General features: G+C 34.4%; 15 protein-coding genes. 1 reads left to right on the top strand and 14 read right to left on the bottom strand.

The window, feature by feature from the left end; all coding sequences use genetic code 11:
* Positions 1-6 precede the first annotated feature (6 nt).
* The 7 genes from HMPREF2576_RS01225 to brnQ all read right to left on the bottom strand — a co-directional run bounded on the left by HMPREF2576_RS01225 (position 7) and on the right by brnQ (position 6,809).
* Entirely contained in the window at positions 7-642 is a 636-nt protein-coding gene (locus HMPREF2576_RS01225; protein ID WP_001830452.1) for an ABC transporter permease, read from the bottom strand.
* Positions 639-1,826, bottom strand: a complete 1,188-nt coding sequence (locus HMPREF2576_RS01220; protein ID WP_002446867.1) for a betaine/proline/choline family ABC transporter ATP-binding protein — start codon at positions 1,824-1,826, stop codon at positions 639-641. Before HMPREF2576_RS01220 ends, HMPREF2576_RS01225 begins: the two co-directional genes overlap by 4 nt.
* 134 nt (positions 1,827-1,960) lie before the next feature.
* Entirely contained in the window at positions 1,961-2,449 is a 489-nt protein-coding gene (locus tag HMPREF2576_RS01215; RefSeq protein ID WP_002500343.1) for a thioesterase family protein, read from the bottom strand.
* Positions 2,446-3,411: a 3-hydroxyacyl-CoA dehydrogenase NAD-binding domain-containing protein gene (locus HMPREF2576_RS01210; RefSeq protein WP_001830516.1), complete on the bottom strand. Its 966-nt coding sequence runs from the start codon at positions 3,409-3,411 to the stop codon at positions 2,446-2,448. Before HMPREF2576_RS01210 ends, HMPREF2576_RS01215 begins: the two co-directional genes overlap by 4 nt.
* Positions 3,411-4,304 carry a beta-keto acid cleavage family enzyme gene (locus tag HMPREF2576_RS01205; RefSeq protein WP_002494032.1) on the bottom strand — a complete coding sequence of 298 codons (894 nt, stop codon included), beginning with the start codon at positions 4,302-4,304 and terminating at the stop codon, positions 3,411-3,413. Before HMPREF2576_RS01205 ends, HMPREF2576_RS01210 begins: the two co-directional genes overlap by 1 nt.
* Positions 4,305-4,442: 138 nt before the next feature.
* Positions 4,443-4,982 (bottom strand): TetR/AcrR family transcriptional regulator, encoded by a 540-nt coding sequence (locus HMPREF2576_RS01200; protein ID WP_002437759.1) that lies wholly within the window; start codon positions 4,980-4,982, stop codon positions 4,443-4,445.
* 465 nt (positions 4,983-5,447) lie between these two features.
* Positions 5,448-6,809 (bottom strand): branched-chain amino acid transport system II carrier protein, encoded by a 1,362-nt coding sequence (gene brnQ / locus HMPREF2576_RS01195; RefSeq protein ID WP_002437758.1) that lies wholly within the window; start codon positions 6,807-6,809, stop codon positions 5,448-5,450.
* 350 nt (positions 6,810-7,159) lie between these two features.
* Here brnQ and HMPREF2576_RS01190 point away from each other — a divergent pair, with 350 nt between their 5' ends.
* Positions 7,160-8,377 carry an ArgE/DapE family deacylase gene (locus HMPREF2576_RS01190; RefSeq protein ID WP_002485521.1) on the top strand — a complete coding sequence of 406 codons (1,218 nt, stop codon included), beginning with the start codon at positions 7,160-7,162 and terminating at the stop codon, positions 8,375-8,377.
* 138 nt (positions 8,378-8,515) lie between these two features.
* Here HMPREF2576_RS01190 and pflA read toward each other — a convergent pair whose 3' ends face one another.
* The 7 genes from pflA to opp1B all read right to left on the bottom strand — a co-directional run bounded on the left by pflA (position 8,516) and on the right by opp1B (position 16,836).
* A complete protein-coding gene (gene pflA, locus HMPREF2576_RS01185; RefSeq protein ID WP_001830511.1) occupies positions 8,516-9,271 on the bottom strand; it encodes a pyruvate formate-lyase-activating protein in 756 nt (251 codons plus the stop codon).
* Between the two features lie 21 nt (positions 9,272-9,292).
* Entirely contained in the window at positions 9,293-11,539 is a 2,247-nt protein-coding gene (pflB, locus tag HMPREF2576_RS01180) for a formate C-acetyltransferase (RefSeq protein WP_001830559.1), read from the bottom strand.
* Between the two features lie 740 nt (positions 11,540-12,279).
* Positions 12,280-13,470 carry a staphylopine family metallophore export MFS transporter CntE gene (locus HMPREF2576_RS01175; RefSeq protein WP_001830562.1) on the bottom strand — a complete coding sequence of 397 codons (1,191 nt, stop codon included), beginning with the start codon at positions 13,468-13,470 and terminating at the stop codon, positions 12,280-12,282.
* A gap of 11 nt (positions 13,471-13,481) precedes the next feature.
* The gene (locus HMPREF2576_RS01170) at positions 13,482-14,231 is read right to left on the bottom strand and encodes an ABC transporter ATP-binding protein (protein ID WP_070856364.1); all 750 of its coding nucleotides are present in this window, start codon (positions 14,229-14,231) and stop codon (positions 13,482-13,484) included.
* The gene (locus HMPREF2576_RS01165) at positions 14,224-15,039 is read right to left on the bottom strand and encodes a staphylopine uptake ABC transporter ATP-binding protein CntD (RefSeq protein ID WP_001830532.1); all 816 of its coding nucleotides are present in this window, start codon (positions 15,037-15,039) and stop codon (positions 14,224-14,226) included. Before HMPREF2576_RS01165 ends, HMPREF2576_RS01170 begins: the two co-directional genes overlap by 8 nt.
* Entirely contained in the window at positions 15,026-15,904 is an 879-nt protein-coding gene (gene opp1C, locus HMPREF2576_RS01160) for a staphylopine uptake ABC transporter permease subunit CntC (protein ID WP_002437750.1), read from the bottom strand. The genes HMPREF2576_RS01165 and opp1C overlap by 14 nt, the downstream gene beginning before the upstream one ends.
* Complete coding sequence (gene opp1B / locus HMPREF2576_RS01155; RefSeq protein ID WP_002487807.1) at positions 15,901-16,836, bottom strand: nickel/cobalt ABC transporter permease; 936 nt, start codon at positions 16,834-16,836, stop codon at positions 15,901-15,903. Before opp1B ends, opp1C begins: the two co-directional genes overlap by 4 nt.
* Positions 16,837-16,848: the final 12 nt, after the last annotated feature.

Raw genomic sequence — 16,848 nt, 5'->3', positions numbered from 1 at the left:
CAATGATTATCTGGAAACTTTTAATCCTTTAGGTACAACCCATTTTTCAATCAGTGATAAAACATAATCTACAATAAGTGCAATAGCAGTGACAAGAATAGTTGCAGTAATAATCATACTCGGTTCAAATAGCGCTAATCCGTTAAAGATAAAATCACCTAAACCACCAGCACCAACATAACTTGCCAATGTTGCCCAACTAATGACATAGACCGAAGACAGTCTAATTCCACTAAGTATTAATGGTAATGCGAGTGGCAACTCAACATCTTTCATCAATTGAAAGTTAGTCATTCCCATACTACGTCCTGCTTCTCTAAGGTTGGAATCTATATTTTGAATGCCTATAATCGTATTATTTAAAATTGGTAATAATACATATAAAAATAACGCTATAATTGCAGGTGTTTTTCCTACGCCAAATAATGGAATCATTAAAGCTAATACCGCTAATGTAGGTATCGTTTGTAAAACGCCAGCTATCGTCAATGACACTTTCGAAAGCTTTTCTTTTTTAGATAATAAAATGCCTAAAGGAACCGCTACGATCATTGCAATAACCAATGCCACTATCGATATGTACAAATGTTCGAATGTCTTTGCAAATAACATACCACTATGTTCCGAAATAAACTTTATCATGGTGTCTCAACTCCTGTGGATTCGGGTTCAACAATCCCAGAATGATTATCATTGTTATCCGATTCTAACTCTCCCCAAATACTGTCATAAACAATGTCTACAAGGTTAGCTCGAGTGACAAGGCCTAATAATGTTTTATTATCACTGTCAACAACGGGTACATTACGTACATTACGTTTAAGAATTGTACGAACAGAATCTTGTAACTTACTATCAATACGTACTCTATAAATATCTCGTTGCATCGTATCTATAAGTTCTTTATGATGTCTTAATCCTTCGTTAATATCTTCAATATCTAAATAACCCAATAAATGCTCATCATTGCCGACAACAAATATCGTATCGACTCTTTTCTCTCTCATAATATTCACCGCATCATTAAGAGAACGGTCAACATGTACTGTCACGGGTTTAATCATCGCATCTTTAACTGTACGGATATTAGGTCTATCTTGAATTAAGCGATTCTGACCAATAAAGTCTCTAACGAAATCATTCGCTGGACTACGTAAAATATTATCTGGCGTGTCATATTGAACCACCTGTCCATTTGTCATAATACATATTTTATCTGCAAGTTTGATTGCTTCATCCATATCATGTGTAACAAAAATGAATGTCTTTCCTAATTGTTGTTGTAATTTTTTGACTAAGTCTTGTAATGTATCTCTTGTTATTGGATCGAGTGCACCAAACGGTTCATCCATTAAAATAATATCTTGTTCAGCTGCGAGTGCTCTTACAACACCAATACGTTGTTGTTGACCACCTGATAATTCTGAAGGATATCGATCTAAATATTCTTCTGGTAAATCTACTAAGCGTATAAGTTCTTTCGCTTTCTCATCCTTTTTCTCTTGTGACCATTTTAATAACTTTGGTACGAGAACAATATTCTCTTTCACTGTCATATGTGGCATTAAGCCGATTTGTTGTATGACATAACCGATACTGCGACGAAGCTCAACCGGATTAAGCTCTTTGATATTTTTACCGTCAATGGTAATTTCTCCCTCTGTAGATTCAATCATACGATTAATCATTCTAAGGGCAGTTGTTTTACCGCTACCACTTGTCCCAATAAATGCAATAAAGTCTCCTGATTCAATGTCTATGGTCATATTATCTACAGCTTTTTTACCACCTGCATAGACCTTTGATAAGTTTTTAATACTTAACATATGTCCATTCCTTTCTATAGGTAATTCAATTTGTTAAAAAATAAGGACTCATTGTGATGTTATACAAAGTAATCTAAGTAAGAACAAGGCACAAAAGAGTCCTTAAATCATATTCATCTAAATTCTAAGTTGTATTACTCTTTGCTTTTTGGCTTTTTCTTGATGCCAATACGATGACCTATATATTGAGATGTCATCTCCACATTCTCAATATTATAATAGTGTTCAATGTTATTCAAAATGTCGTTCGGAAAGGCTGAAGGTCTTCCTGAAGTCGTATCAATGCCCATCAGCATCACTTCATATGTTGCACATAAATCATCATCTGCATTAAACATTTCCATTAGGACATGTAATCGTTTGCTATCATAATCGTGAAGATGTACTTTAACAATGACATCTTCATTTTCTTTCATTTCATTAAGAAACATGACATGATTTTCTAAGGTGAATACGGTATATTGATAAGATTGAATGGCATTAATAGTTAAGCCTAAATGACCTAACCAATCATCTGTTGTATCACTGAAAATTCGGTTATACATTGCATCATTTAGGTGCCCGTTATGATCTACCCAATCACGAGGCACTTTTGTGTGAAACACATACTGTTGATTCATCATTGTAATTCCGCTCCGTTAGACTTTTTCATCGCTTTACTATCACTTGGCCAATATTGTTCTGCTAATTCTTTCACTTTAATTAGAAATTCGTTTCTTTTTTGATCAAGTTCAGACATTGTATATCCTTGAGAAGATGCTTCACTACCACTTACTACTTTATGATATAAGTCATCTGTCAGTTCAGGCGCGATGAGTTTTGTCCAAGGTTTTTTTAAAGCTGGCCCAAATTGTTTTAACATATGACGCATACCACCTTCACCACCTGCCAAGTGGAACGTCATAAATGGACCATATTGTGCATAACGTAAACCTGCTGCATGGGTAAACGCCTTATCAACTTCCTCTGTTGTTGCAATACCATCATTAACTATGTGCAATGATTCACGCCATAATGCTTCCATAAGACGATCTGCAATATGTCCTTCTATTTCATGACGCACATGTAAAACATCCATACCAATACTTTCATAAATCTGTTCGGCTTTAACTGTTGTTTCTTCAGATGTTTGCTTACCTGGCACAATTTCGACTAATGGCAAAATATATACCGGGTGAAATGGATGGGCAACAACTAATCGTTCAGGATGTGATAAGTTAGCTTGTAATTCTGAAGGCATAATTCCTGATGTACTTGAACCAATTGTTGCTTCAGGTTTCGCATAAAAATCAATCTCTTTTAATACAGCATCTTTAATTTCTTCTACTTCTGGTACATTTTCTTGAATATGATCCGCATCTTTGACCGCTTCTTCTAAATGTGGTGTAAATGTTAGGTTTTGAATTGATGCATTTTCAGCAAGGCCCATTTGCTCTGCGTAAGGCCAATTTTGTTTAACTTGTGTCAACATGCGTTCATATGCACCTTCACTTGGATCAGTAGCAATCACTTCATGACCATGCGCAAGCATTCTAGTAATCCATCCACTACCAATTACACCTGTTCCAACAACTGCGAATTTCATTATTTGTCTCCTTTACCATGAGGATTTCTAAGATTAAATTTTTCTCTTGCTTCAGCAGGTGTAAGTGGCTCAATATCTAGTTCTGCTAAAATTCTTTTTGCCTCTTCTACCAATGCTTCATTCGTTGCTTTTACACCTTTTCTTAAATAAATATTATCTTCCAATCCAACACGAACATTTCCTCCACGTTGCGCAACTTCTCTTACAGTTGGCAGTTGCATCTTACCAATGCCAAATGCTGACCAATGTGCATTTTCTGGTATACGTGATTTAAGATATTCTATTGTTTCAGGATCATTCTCTGCACCCCAAGGAATACCTAAACAAAATTGGAACATAGGGTCTCCATCAATTAATCCTTCTTCTATCATTTGTTTGGCAAAACTCACATGACCTGTATCAAAACATTCAAGCTCAGGTTTGACTCCTGCATCTTTAACCATTTGTGCTTGTTTACGTAACCACGATGCAGGGCTTAAGTATATTGCATCTCCCATGTTGACACTGCCACAATCTAATGTACACATTTCTGGTAATAAGTCACCAATAGGTTTAAAACGTTCTTCTGGTGTTTGAATCCAAGTTCCTTCTCCACCTGTCTCTGGATGTTCTAGACTTGGAATGAAATCTCCACCGCCACCAGATGTCACATTAATGACGATATCTTCATCAGCTTCTCTAATTAATCTAACTGTTTCAGCATACAGTTCTGGATCATGACTTACTCCTCCAGTTTCAGGATCTCTTACATGAATATGTGCGACAGTTGCTCCTGCTCGTGCACATTTAATTGCTGAATCTGCAAGTTCTTGTGGTGTAACTGGTACGTTCTCATTTTTTTGTATTGTATCTCCAGCGCCAGTAATAGCTGCTGTTAAAACAACTTTTTGCATCATTAACACCTCTAAAAGTTTTATTTTTTTATGACATTGATTACTATACCAACTAGTCGGTTTAGTTTCAACTGACTTTACACAAAAAAGAACAGAGCGATGTACGATACATCACCCTGCTCTATGGATATAGCTTATTTAATTTTTTTCTATTTGCATCTTTAAACGTTCAATAACTTTCTCTCTCATTTCTTCATCTATAGCACTAATTCCGAATATTTCCGACAACCATAAACCATCGACAGCTAAACGAATAATGGTTGCATCTACCTCATCTAACCCGTCGTGGGTAATTTGATATTGCCATTCTTGATATGAGGTCTTTAATGGTGATAATAAACTTCTATTAGTCCCTTGCGCCGCTAACATTCCAGAAGTAATAGGCGCATTATCCGTACGATGTGCTCTTGTCGCTTCTATAAATGCGTTGAGCCATTGCCCTTTTTTGTTCTTTTCATTACCGATGTGTTGGTTCACGTTATCTCTGTACAAATTATTGGCATAGTTAACCAGCTCTTTGATGAGTTCATCTTTACTTTTAAAATGATAAAATAAACCACCTTTACTTATTCCAGCCCTTTGAGCTACAGCATCCAACGTGAGATAATCAGCACCTTTTTCATTAATAATAGCTGCGGCCGATTCTAATATTAATTGTCTTTTGGAAATTCTAGGCATTTCGTCACCTTCTTTATCGAATTCTAAATAATATATAATTGTAATTATTTAACACTTTTTCAACACCCATACTTATCGAGTGTATTTATTTTATAAACAACTTTTCTTAAATTCAACTTTATTAACATGAATTGTATTTATTAATAACGATTTACTTATTACTATATGTCACAAACATATAAAAAGTAAACTTATCATATAATATATGTTCCTCTGTCAACGTCGGTTAACTATGAAAAAATATTAAGTAGCTCTATTCCGTGCTTAATAATTTTTTATTCACTTTTAAAAATCCAAGAAAAGAGAGAGCGAATTCGCCCTCTCTTTTTTGTGGAGTAGTACTATTAAATATTATCTCACTAACAATTAATATACTTATTAATAAAATGATGTATTTAAAAACTATAATAATCTTGAAATATAATAATTAAGAAATTCGCAGTTATATCATTTATTACCTCAACCTTATTGTACGTGGGACGATTTTTTAGCAGTCATAAAGTATACAATAATACCAATAATGAAACCAAAAAATGCTGGAACAATCCATCCCATACCAATGTTAAAGAATGGGAGATAATTTTCTCCAAATCCAATGATTGTTTGTGCAAATTTTGTATTAACAAAGAACTCTGGACTTGCTTTCACACCATCTACAAATGCCGCCACCATTGTAAATAATGTTGTAAATCGATAGACAATCTTAGAATGTTTAAATAATGGACTAAGTAACGCTAATAAAATTAAAGTAATCGCTAAAGGATAAATGAACATCAATACTGGTGTTGAATACATAATAATTTTTGTTAAACCTACATTAGCAAATATACAAGCTAATATACTCACCCCAGTAGCTAACCAAAGATAGTTAGATTTAGGGAATAACTCTGTAAATGTTTCCGAAAAGGCTGTGATCAATCCTATTGCTGTTTTCAGACATGCCACAATGATGATTAGTGACAAAATAATAATTCCATAATCCCCTAAATAATGTTGTGCAATCTGAGCAAGCGCAATACCACCATTTTCACTTACTTTAAAACGACCTAAACTCATCGTACCCATTAAAGCTAATAAAGTATAAATAACGCCCATAGCTATAATACTAATCGTACCTGATTTTAAAGTTTCTTTAGCGATTGTATTCGGATTAGTAATCCCCAACTTTTTAATTGTAGTAACAATGATAATACCAAATGCTAATGATGCCAAAGCGTCTAATGTATTATATCCATCGATAAACCCTTTGAGTAACACGCTATTGCTATAATCAGCACTTACTGGCGCATGACTAATTCCACCCATAGGACGGATAAATGCAAGCACAACAACAATTCCAAGCAAGATGAGAAAGACCGGATTTAGGAATTTTCCAATATAGTCTAATATTTTAGAAGGTTTACGCGAAAATAACCACGCTACTCCGAAGAATAAAATACTAAAAATAGGCAACAACGCTTGGGCCGTACCAGATGAAATAAATGGTGAAAATGCTATTTCAAATGACGTCGTCGCAAGTCTTGGCAACGCAAAAAACGGACCTATAACAAGATATAAGCCAATTGTGAACAAATAACCATATATTTTACTTATCCTTGAGGAAATTTCAAAGACCCCGTTTGTTTTAGATACACCTATCGCTATAATTCCTAAGAAAGGTAGTCCGATAGCCGTGATAAGAAATCCTAAATTGGCGGTCCATACATTTGACCCCGCAGTTTGACCTAAGTGAATTGGAAAAATGAGATTTCCAGCACCAAAAAATAGACCAAACAGCATTGAGCCGATAAATAGATTCTCTTTTAATGTTAGTTTATTTTTCATCATTAATTATGTATCTCCTAATAATATGTATTATTAGCTATTATACATGATTTTAACCGTCTGCGTGGCACGAAGTTATATTTATATATATGTTGTATTATTACATCTTAATCTCATCGCTTTTCATTTTATAACACGATTCAAACTATAAATAATGAAAAATTTTTAATATTGCTATACATTGTTGTTTTTTATAAGAAATGTTAAGTCAATATTTATTTTTTATTAAAAATTCATTTATTTTGGAATATAATTTTTAATAAATAAAAGTTTTTGATAATATTAAGTGTACAAGGATTTTTATTTTTTATTAAAAAGTGAAAATCATTACTAAAAATGAGGAGGACTGTGAAATGACTGTATTGAGTGAGCAAGACAAAATAAGATTATTAGCTGATATCGTCAAGATTCAAACTGAGAATGATCATGAAATTGAAGTATGTGAGTACTTAAAAGACCTGTTAAGTCAATATGATATTGATTCTAAGATTGTTAAAGTTAATGATTCACGCGCTAATTTAGTTGCTGAAATTGGTAGTGGCGCTCCAGTCTTAGCAATCAGTGGACACATGGATGTTGTAGATGCTGGTGACCATGATGATTGGACTTTTCCTCCATTTGAACTCACAGATAAGGATGGCAAGTTATTCGGCAGAGGTACCACTGACATGAAAGGTGGTCTTATGGCGATGGTCATCGCGATGATTGAATTGAAACAATCAAACGCATTAAAGCAAGGTACGATACGTTTATTAGCTACTACAGGAGAAGAGACGGAACAATATGGTGCACAATTACTTGCTGATGAAGGTTACTTAGATGATGTGAGTGGTTTAATTATTGGCGAACCAACTAGTAATATCGCTTACTATGCTCATAAAGGTTCTATGAGCTGTGTAGTCACAGCGAAAGGTAAGGCTGCACATAGTTCTATGCCACACCTAGGTACAAATGCTGTTGATATTTTAGTTGATTTTGTAAATGAAATGAAACAAGAATATAAAAATATTAAAGAGCATGATAAAGTACATGAGCTAGACGCTGTTCCAATGATTGAGAAGCATCTCCATAGAAAAATTGGTGAAGAAGAATCACATATCTACTCTGGATTTGTAATGTTAAACTCTGTTTTCAATGGTGGTAAACAAGTTAATTCTGTTCCTCATAAAGCGACAGCTAAATATAATGTAAGAACTGTTCCAGAGTATGACAGTACTTTCGTGAAGGATTTATTTGAAAAAGTCATTCGTCATGTGGGTGAAAATTATTTAACTGTAGATATACCTAGCAGTCATGATCCAGTGGCAAGTGATCGTGATAATCCTCTTATTCAAAATATTACACGTATTGCACCGAATTATGTACATGAAGACATTGTTGTGAGTGCATTGATTGGTACAACTGATGCATCTAGTTTCCTAGGAACAAATGAAAATAACGTAGATTTTGCTGTCTTTGGACCTGGTGAATCTATTATGGCGCATCAAGTTGATGAATTTATTAGAAAAGATATGTATTTAAGTTACATTGATGTTTATAAAGATGTATTTAAAGCATATCTAGAAAAATAAACTATTTAAACTTATGAATCATATTTTTATTAAATAAAGTTAATTGAGATATATTTTAAACTCAGTTTATCGACTGATTAAACGTAAAGAAGCCTGAGACAACGATTGATGTCTCAGGCTATTACTATATTTATCTTTCTATAATGTTACAGGTATTTTGCCATTAAAATTAACATAGCGATAAGCTTCTTTAACCGCTTCATCGTCAGGCGGTTCAACATTTTCGAGTTGATAAGGAATGCCTAAATTTTTCCACTTATGCACACCGAGTTGATGATATGGTAAGATTTCAAACTTTTCAACGTTATCTAAAGAATTAATAAATTCTCCTAGTTTTATCAAATCTTCTTTATCATCCGAAATACCAGGTACTAAAACATGTCTAATCCAAACAGGTTGTTTCATATCAGATAATTTACGTGCAAACTTTAAAATATGTGTGTTAGGTTTGCCTGTTAATTTGATGTGCTTATCATTATCAATATGTTTAATATCTAATAAGATTAAATCTGTATGCTTTTGCAACTCATCAAAATGACGATTAAATGCTGGTGTATCATTTACACAGCCCGCAGAAGTATCAATGCATGTGTGAACACCATTTGCTTTTAATTCTTTGAATAATTGCTCCAAGAAAGGCATTTGTAGTAATGGTTCGCCACCACTGACTGTTACCCCACCGCCTGAAGCTTCAAAGTAAGGTTGGTACGGCAAGATTTCATTTACCATTTCATCAACCGTCACTTCTCTTGATGGTTCGTTAATCTTCCAAGTGTCTGGATTATGACAATATAAACATCTTAACAAACAACCTTGAGTAAATAATATATATCTAAGTCCTGGCCCGTCGACAGTGCCCATACTTTCAACGGAGTGTAAGTGTCCTTTAAGCATTTTGCTCCCACCTTAAATTTATTACATAGATTCGTGGAATGTACGTGAAATAACATCTAATTGTTGTTCACGTGTTAATTTAATGAAGTTTACAGCGTATCCAGATACACGAATCGTTAATTGTGGATACTCTTCTGGGTGTTCCATTGCATCAATTAATGTTTCTCTATTAAACACGTTAATATTGAGGTGATGACCATGTTGCATTGCATAACCATCTAACATACTAGTTAAGTTTTTATTTTGATCTGCTTCTTCTTTACCTAGTGATTTCGGTACGATACTAAATGTATTTGAGATACCATCTTTACAGCAATCATAAGGTATTTTAGCTACAGAACTTAGTGAAGATAATGCACCTTTTTGGTCACGACCATGCATTGGGTTTGCACCAGGCGCAAATGGTTCGCCAGCTTTACGTCCATCTGGTGTGTTACCAGTTTTCTTACCATAAACAACGTTTGAAGTAATTGTTAATACACTCATTGTGTGTTCAGAATTACGGTATGTTTTATGGCTACGTAATTTAGTCATGAAACGTTCAACTAAATCTACTGCAATTTCATCAACACGACTGTCATTATTACCATATTTAGGGAAGTCGCCTTCGATTTCAAAGTCAGTTACAAGACCTTCTTCGTTACGGATAGGTTTAACTTGTGCATATTTAATCGCTGATAAAGAGTCAGCTGCCACAGACAATCCAGCGATACCAGTTGCCATTGTGCGAATAATTTCTGTATCATGTAAAGCCATTTCAAGACGTTCATAGCTGTATTTATCATGCATATAGTGAATGATATTTAATGAGTTGATGTATACGCCAGCTAACCAGTCCATCATTTTTTCATATCTTTCGAAAACTTCATCATAATCTAGTACGTCTGATTTAATACCTTCATAACTTGGTCCAACTTGTTTGCCAGATTTTTCATCTTTACCACCATTGATAGCGTAAAGTAATGCTTTAGCTAAGTTAGCACGTGCACCGAAGAATTGCATTTGTTTACCAATCTTCATGGCAGATACACAGCAAGCGATACCATAATCATCGCCATAGCTTTCACGCATTAAGTCATCATTTTCATATTGGATTGAGCTCGTTTTAATACTCATTTTAGCACAATAGATTTTGAAGTTTTCAGGTAAGCGTGTAGACCATAATACTGTTAAGTTTGGTTCTGGTGCTGGACCTAAATTATCTAATGAGTGTAAGAAACGGAATGAGTTTTTAGTTACCATTGGACGGCCGTCAATACCTACACCACCGATAGATTCAGTTACCCAAGTTGGATCTCCAGAGAATAATTCATTATATTCAGGCGTACGTGCGAATTTAACGATACGTAATTTCATAATGAAGTGGTCAATGATTTCTTGAACTTCTTGTTCAGTGATGTCACCATTTTGTAAATCACGTTCAGCATAAATATCTAAGAATGTTGAAGTACGTCCTAAACTCATTGCTGCACCATTTTGTTCTTTAATAGCAGCTAAATATGCTAAGTATAACCATTGCACAGCTTCTTTGAAGTTAGTAGCAGGACGGCTAATATCAAATCCATATTTTTGTCCTAATTCTTTTAAATCTTGAAGTGAGCGATATTGTTCTGATAATTCTTCACGTAAACGAATCACATCTTCAGACATTTCAGTGGACATTGTGTTAAAGTCTTTAAGTTTTTGTTCCATTAAGAAGTCTACACCGTATAAAGCAACACGACGATAGTCTCCGATAATACGTCCACGTCCGTAAGCATCTGGTAAACCAGTAATAATACCAGCTTTACGACAATTTAACATTTCTCTTGAATATGCATCGAATACACCTTGGTTATGTGTTTTACGATATTCAGTGAAGATTTTTTCTGTTTCTGGGTCTAATTCGTAACCATACGCTTCACATGCTGCTTTTGCCATACGAATACCACCGAATGGTTGCATAGAACGTTTGAATGGTTTTTCAGTTTGAACACCAACAACTTTTTCTAAATCTTTGTCTAAGTAACCAGCGTCATGAGAAGTGATTGTCGATGCCACTTTAGTATCCATATCCCACATGCCACCGCGCTCACGTTCTTCTTTTGATAATTGCATTACTTGATCCCATAAAGTTTCAGTTGCTTTTGTAGGACCTTCTAAAAATTCATCGTCACCTTCATATAATGAATAGTTCAATTGTATGAATTCTCTCACGTCTATATTTTTATTCCAACGACCTGTTTTAAATCCTTGCCAAGCATTAGTATGATTATTTGTTTCTAACATACTCTCCGCCTCCATTTCGTATTGTTAACGTTTTCAACGGTAGTATACCACGAAACATGTGATTAATTTCACATAATTTATGGCATATTTTCTACTAAAGTTTGTATAAATTACGAACCTGTGACAGAAGTTATAACAGTTTGTGAATAAATTATCCTGTTACATAACAGTTTTCTGAAAAATTTCTTCTATTATTAAACCTGATAGTATGAAAAATTCACTATATAATAATGACAAGTAAAACAAAACCTGAGACAACAATTGTCTCAGGCATAGTTTGTCTATCATTAAATTAGAAACTGGCTTAGTCTTTTTATCTCTGTTACTAATAAGGCTAAATTGAGAAACATATCCATATCATAGATATTATAAATGTGCGTTTGGGAGTCCTAACACATAAATTTTATAGACATTTCAACTTAGAGCTCATAAGCCATATGGGGATTATATTCAAAATAAATTCTACTCTATCTCATTTTCCACGCTCTTAATTTACCTCTTTATTATTAACTTCTTTCTTTTTAAAAAGCCATAAAACTAGAATTAAAAAGATATGAATGTAAAAGTTTCTTCTATTGTAATCAAAAAGCGTGAATATTCAATTGCAATAAAAGTTTGATACAATTTCATTTCTTTCGTTTTAACAAAGTAAATAAATCGATTTTTTACATGTGTGGGAGTGTAACCTCAGACAAACTGGAGGCTCCCTTAAAATTTATCATTATTTTTATGTAGTTTTGCTATGAGGCTTTTGAAACACTTTGTCTTTGTCTAATTTTACTTAGTGTCATTGCAATAGTAACCAATAAAGCGCATAAAATATACATCCATTTAAATCCTACCGTATCTGATATTGGCCCCATTAGCACACCTCCTAGTGAAATCCCTAAATCTGCACATGCTATAAACAATCCTAATAACATATTACGTCCTATCTTTGGTAAGACAAAACTTAAATACGTTGTCAATGTAGGATAAACGAGCGCTTGTGTTATTCCGATAAAGATTGCACTTATATATACAAATATACTCACTATATGTGGTCCAAAAGCTACAATGACTGAAGCAACCATCAGTAACGTTAAGACAATCATCATAAAACGGTGATGCCATAAACCATCAGATGGTACATACTTACGTAAATAAAATCTAGCTATCACTACTGTAATGGCTTGAATTGTGAGGAAAATACCTGCATTCGCGAAACCTTCCCTAACCGTATATAATGGTATAAAAGTACTCATCGCACCAAACACGATAGATGACAAGATCATAATCATACCACTGCAGAAGAGTGCTTTATTTTTAAAAAATTGGACATATACAGTCATTGCATTAAAAGGCAAGACTTCGTCTTTTGGTGATACCTCTTTTTGTGTATTTGCAAAAGTAGTTCTATAACCAAATAAGGTTGTTGTTACTGCAATAAAAATCATAACAATAGCAAATATGGACATATTTTCCACGTGCCAAATCCCAACTGCAATTAATGGTCCTAATAAATTGGGAATCGTTGAAAATAATGAATAGAGAGATACACCTTCTGAACGATATTTCTCAGGTAAAGCATCTATAATACCCAATTGTAAAGACATTGAGAAGAATGCCGTACACACACCTTGCATGATACGTGCAATCAAATAACCTTCAAGTCCTGTAAACCCATATAATACCAGTGCCATAGCATTAATCAATAATATAATACGCAATACTTTAATCGGACCAATACGTGCAATAATTTGACCAGCCCAGGGGCGAAATAGCATTGCCGTTAGCATATAAGCTCCCATTACAATTCCAATTACAGTATTCGTCGCCCCCAAGTCATGTCCTCTTAGAGGTATGAAAACATTGAGTATGGCATTCGCACTAAAAAACATCAATGTTAAAATATATAATCTTAAAAAAGGCCAAGACATGGCACCTTTCATATTGTCACTCCTTAGATTGATAGTTGTTTATCAATCAGTTCTCTTGTATAACCATTTTGTTGCCTATGCAATTCACTTATAGATGTCCTAGCTTCGATACAACCATTTTTAAAAATAAGCAAGTCATCACATATATATGTCGCAGCTTGTATATCATGAGTAATAAAGATATAACTCAGCTGGTGTGAGTGACGTAACCTTTTCAATAAATCTAATATTTGTGTTTGCATAGACATATCTAATGAACTAATCGCCTCATCAAATAATATATAATCTGGTTGCATACATATCGCACGTGCAATAGCTACACGCTGTGCTTCTCCACCTGAAAGCATATGTGGATAACAATACAAACAATCAGATTTTAACCCTACTTCACGTAGTAACACTGTTACATACTCTTCCATATTCTCCTTCGATGTACATCGACATTGATTCATTACTTCAAACAAAATATCTTTGACAGTATGAAAAGGATGCAAAGAAGAAGTATAGTCTTGAAAAACCGCAGCAATTCGATGACGTCTCACTTTTTTTAAATGAACAGGCTGACCGTCCAAAGTCACTTGTCCTTGATCTGGTTTTTCTAGTCCTAAAATCATACGACTCAACGTAGACTTTCCACTTCCACTTTCACCAATAATTGCTACTGATGCACCAGTGGGACAATCAAATGACACGCCTTTAACTACAAGAATACGTTTATCACGAAACATTGATTTTTTTCCATAAAATTTAATAACATTTTGAACCTTAAGCATTGAAATCACCCCTCAGCACAAACTGAAAATAATCATAAATTGTCTTTTTAGTTGATAATAAATAAGCTGTATAGTGATGACGAGGTTGTTGTAATACCATATTTGTTCGACCTTCTTCTATCACACGACCTTCTCTCATAACTACAACACGGTCTGCAATTTTATTAATCACTGTGAGGTCATGAGATATAAAAATCATGGCGCAATCAAAATGATGTTTTATATCTTTAAAAGCATTGATAACTTCATATTGTGTGATGGTATCTAATGCTGTGGTCGGCTCATCAGCAATGATCAATTTAGGTTTCAATGCTAATGCTAGTGCAATCATCATACGTTGAAGCATCCCACCTGACAACATGTAGGGATATGCTTTTAATAATGACTGAGGATCTTTCAACTTCATATACGTCATATAATGAATAAGTTCTTGTTTTATTTGTTGCTTTGATAATGTCGTATGTGCACGCAAAGTTTCAATCATTTGCTTTCCCACTTTAGTTGAAGGATCAAATGCCCGTGTTCCTTGTTGCATAATCATCGCAATATCTTTACCACGAATTTTGCGTAGTTGCTTTTCAGTTATTGTATTTAAATTTTGATGTTCAAAAAAGATATCTCCGCTTACAGATAAACGTTGAGCGTTTAAACCTATTAATGCCTTACAAGTAATCGATTTTCCGCTTCCACTTTCTCCAATAATACCTAATGTTTCTCCACATTGAACTGTGAAATTCACGTTATCAACGAGCGTCTCATCTGACCATGTGTCCTTAATTCCTAAATGTGCTACTTTAAGCAGTGTCACGTGCTTTCACACCTTTCTTCAGAGCCAGTCGTTTTTCTTTAGCGGACATACGAGGATCAATCGCCATTTGTAAAGCATCTGATAAAAAGTTAAACGCCATCACAATTATGACGATAGCCACACCTGTTGTCATCATCATTCCAGGATGTGTGAACATTACTTTTCGTGCTTCATTAAGCATCATCCCCCATTCGGCTGTAGGTGCCTTAACACCTAATCCAAGGAATGAGAATCCTGACATTTGTAATATCATTGAACACATCGAACTACTAGCAATAATCGCTATGTCAGTAAAGGTTAGTGGCAAAATATGTTTGCGAATGATTGTTAAATCATTCATACCAATTACTTTGGCAAATTTTACATGATCAGCTTCAATATATTGCATTACACTGGTTCGAATCACGCGACAAAACCACGCCCATCGAGTCAATATAAATGCAATAATAATATTTTCTACACCCATGCCAAACAACGTAATCAATGCCAATGTGACCACATAGCTTGGAAAAGCTAACATCACATCGCATATACGCATAATTATTGCATCGATATAACCTGGGAAATAACCTGAAATAAACCCAAGTATCGCTCCTATCACAACGGAAATAATCAATGCGACAAATACATATAACAAACTAGGTCTTATGGCGTATATTATCCGTGTTAATACATCTCGACCTAAATGGTCTGTTCCCAACCAGTGAGACCAACTTATACCAGCAAATTTATTTGCTGTATCAATGTGATTCGGTTCATAGAATGTAATTAAAGGAGCTAAAACTCCAAGCACTACGTAGATTGTAATAATAGCTATAGCAAATATGGCACCTCTATCTTGAAATAGACGACGTAACACAATCATTTCATTGCCTCCCTTAAACGCGGATTTAATATTGCATTAATGATGTCTGCAAGTGTATTAAAAAGAATAAACAACACCGCGACAATGAGCACGTATGCTTGAATTACTGGAAAATCATGTTCAGTAATCGCTTTAATACTTAATGGTCCTAAACCCGGCCACGCAAATACATTTTCAATAACGACTAGACCTCCCATAATCATTGGTATCGACATACAAAAAATAGATATGGCTACCTGTAATGCATTACGTAATACATGCAGCAACATTGTCAGACGAGGTACACCACTAGCTTTTAAATACAAAACATAATCTTCATTTAATTGTTCAAGCATAGATCGTCGGACATTTCTAAAATAAATTCCTGCATAGGTAATCGTAATAACAAAGACTGGAAGAATATAACTTTCTGGACCAGTGAGTCCTGAGGTTGGTAATAAATTGAGTTTTACAGATACATAAATAATTAATATTGAAGCTACCCAATATGAGGGTAGAGCTGTTAGTAGAAAAGCTATTGAACGTATAGCACGATCTGGAAATCTACCACTAGTCAAAGCACTCACTATGCCTAGTACAACAGACGTTATCATCACCACAACACTGGAAATCAAAGTGAGTTTTAATGTATTCATAAACGCTGGCCCCATACGCTCAGATACTGGATCCCCTGTGATATAACTCGTTCCAAATTTAAACTGCAAGGCATCAACAAGCCAATTTTTATATTGCGTGAATATCGGTTGATTTAATCCATATTTTTCTTTAGTTTCAGCTATTAAATCTTGCGTTATATTAGGCGTTCCTTGGGCATGTAAAATTGTTACGGCTGGATCTTCGTTCGTGAGATAGGTCATCATGAAAGTCATAAAAGTCACTACAATCAATAATGGAATCATGAGCGTAAGACGTTTCATAATAAATTTAACCATGACGACGCTCCT

The organism is Staphylococcus sp. HMSC063F05 (genome assembly GCF_001837075.1).
In the GTDB taxonomy this organism is placed as follows: Bacteria; Bacillota; Bacilli; order Staphylococcales; family Staphylococcaceae; genus Staphylococcus; species Staphylococcus epidermidis.
The sequence above is the reverse complement of the archived record's forward strand: the minus strand, read 5'-3'. Positions and strand labels throughout refer to the sequence as shown.

What these genes read in the sequence shown, in the direction of transcription:
- brnQ (WP_002437758.1), bottom strand. Translation starts at nt 6,809, where the DNA reads ATGATGAAAAATAAACTAACATTAAAAGAGAATCTATTTATCGGCTCA.
- opp1B (WP_002487807.1), bottom strand. Translation starts at nt 16,836, where the DNA reads ATGGTTAAATTTATTATGAAACGTCTTACGCTCATGATTCCATTATTG.
- HMPREF2576_RS01175 (WP_001830562.1), bottom strand. Translation starts at nt 13,470, where the DNA reads ATGAAAGGTGCCATGTCTTGGCCTTTTTTAAGATTATATATTTTAACA.
- opp1C (WP_002437750.1), bottom strand. Translation starts at nt 15,904, where the DNA reads ATGATTGTGTTACGTCGTCTATTTCAAGATAGAGGTGCCATATTTGCT.
- HMPREF2576_RS01210 (WP_001830516.1), bottom strand. Translation starts at nt 3,411, where the DNA reads ATGAAATTCGCAGTTGTTGGAACAGGTGTAATTGGTAGTGGATGGATT.
- HMPREF2576_RS01220 (WP_002446867.1), bottom strand. Translation starts at nt 1,826, where the DNA reads ATGTTAAGTATTAAAAACTTATCAAAGGTCTATGCAGGTGGTAAAAAA.
- HMPREF2576_RS01200 (WP_002437759.1), bottom strand. Translation starts at nt 4,982, where the DNA reads ATGCCTAGAATTTCCAAAAGACAATTAATATTAGAATCGGCCGCAGCT.
- HMPREF2576_RS01225 (WP_001830452.1), bottom strand. Translation starts at nt 642, where the DNA reads ATGATAAAGTTTATTTCGGAACATAGTGGTATGTTATTTGCAAAGACA.
- pflB (WP_001830559.1), bottom strand. Translation starts at nt 11,539, where the DNA reads ATGTTAGAAACAAATAATCATACTAATGCTTGGCAAGGATTTAAAACA.
- HMPREF2576_RS01190 (WP_002485521.1), top strand. Translation starts at nt 7,160, where the DNA reads ATGACTGTATTGAGTGAGCAAGACAAAATAAGATTATTAGCTGATATC.
- pflA (WP_001830511.1), bottom strand. Translation starts at nt 9,271, where the DNA reads ATGCTTAAAGGACACTTACACTCCGTTGAAAGTATGGGCACTGTCGAC.
- HMPREF2576_RS01215 (WP_002500343.1), bottom strand. Translation starts at nt 2,449, where the DNA reads ATGATGAATCAACAGTATGTGTTTCACACAAAAGTGCCTCGTGATTGG.
- HMPREF2576_RS01205 (WP_002494032.1), bottom strand. Translation starts at nt 4,304, where the DNA reads ATGCAAAAAGTTGTTTTAACAGCAGCTATTACTGGCGCTGGAGATACA.
- HMPREF2576_RS01170 (WP_070856364.1), bottom strand. Translation starts at nt 14,231, where the DNA reads ATGCTTAAGGTTCAAAATGTTATTAAATTTTATGGAAAAAAATCAATG.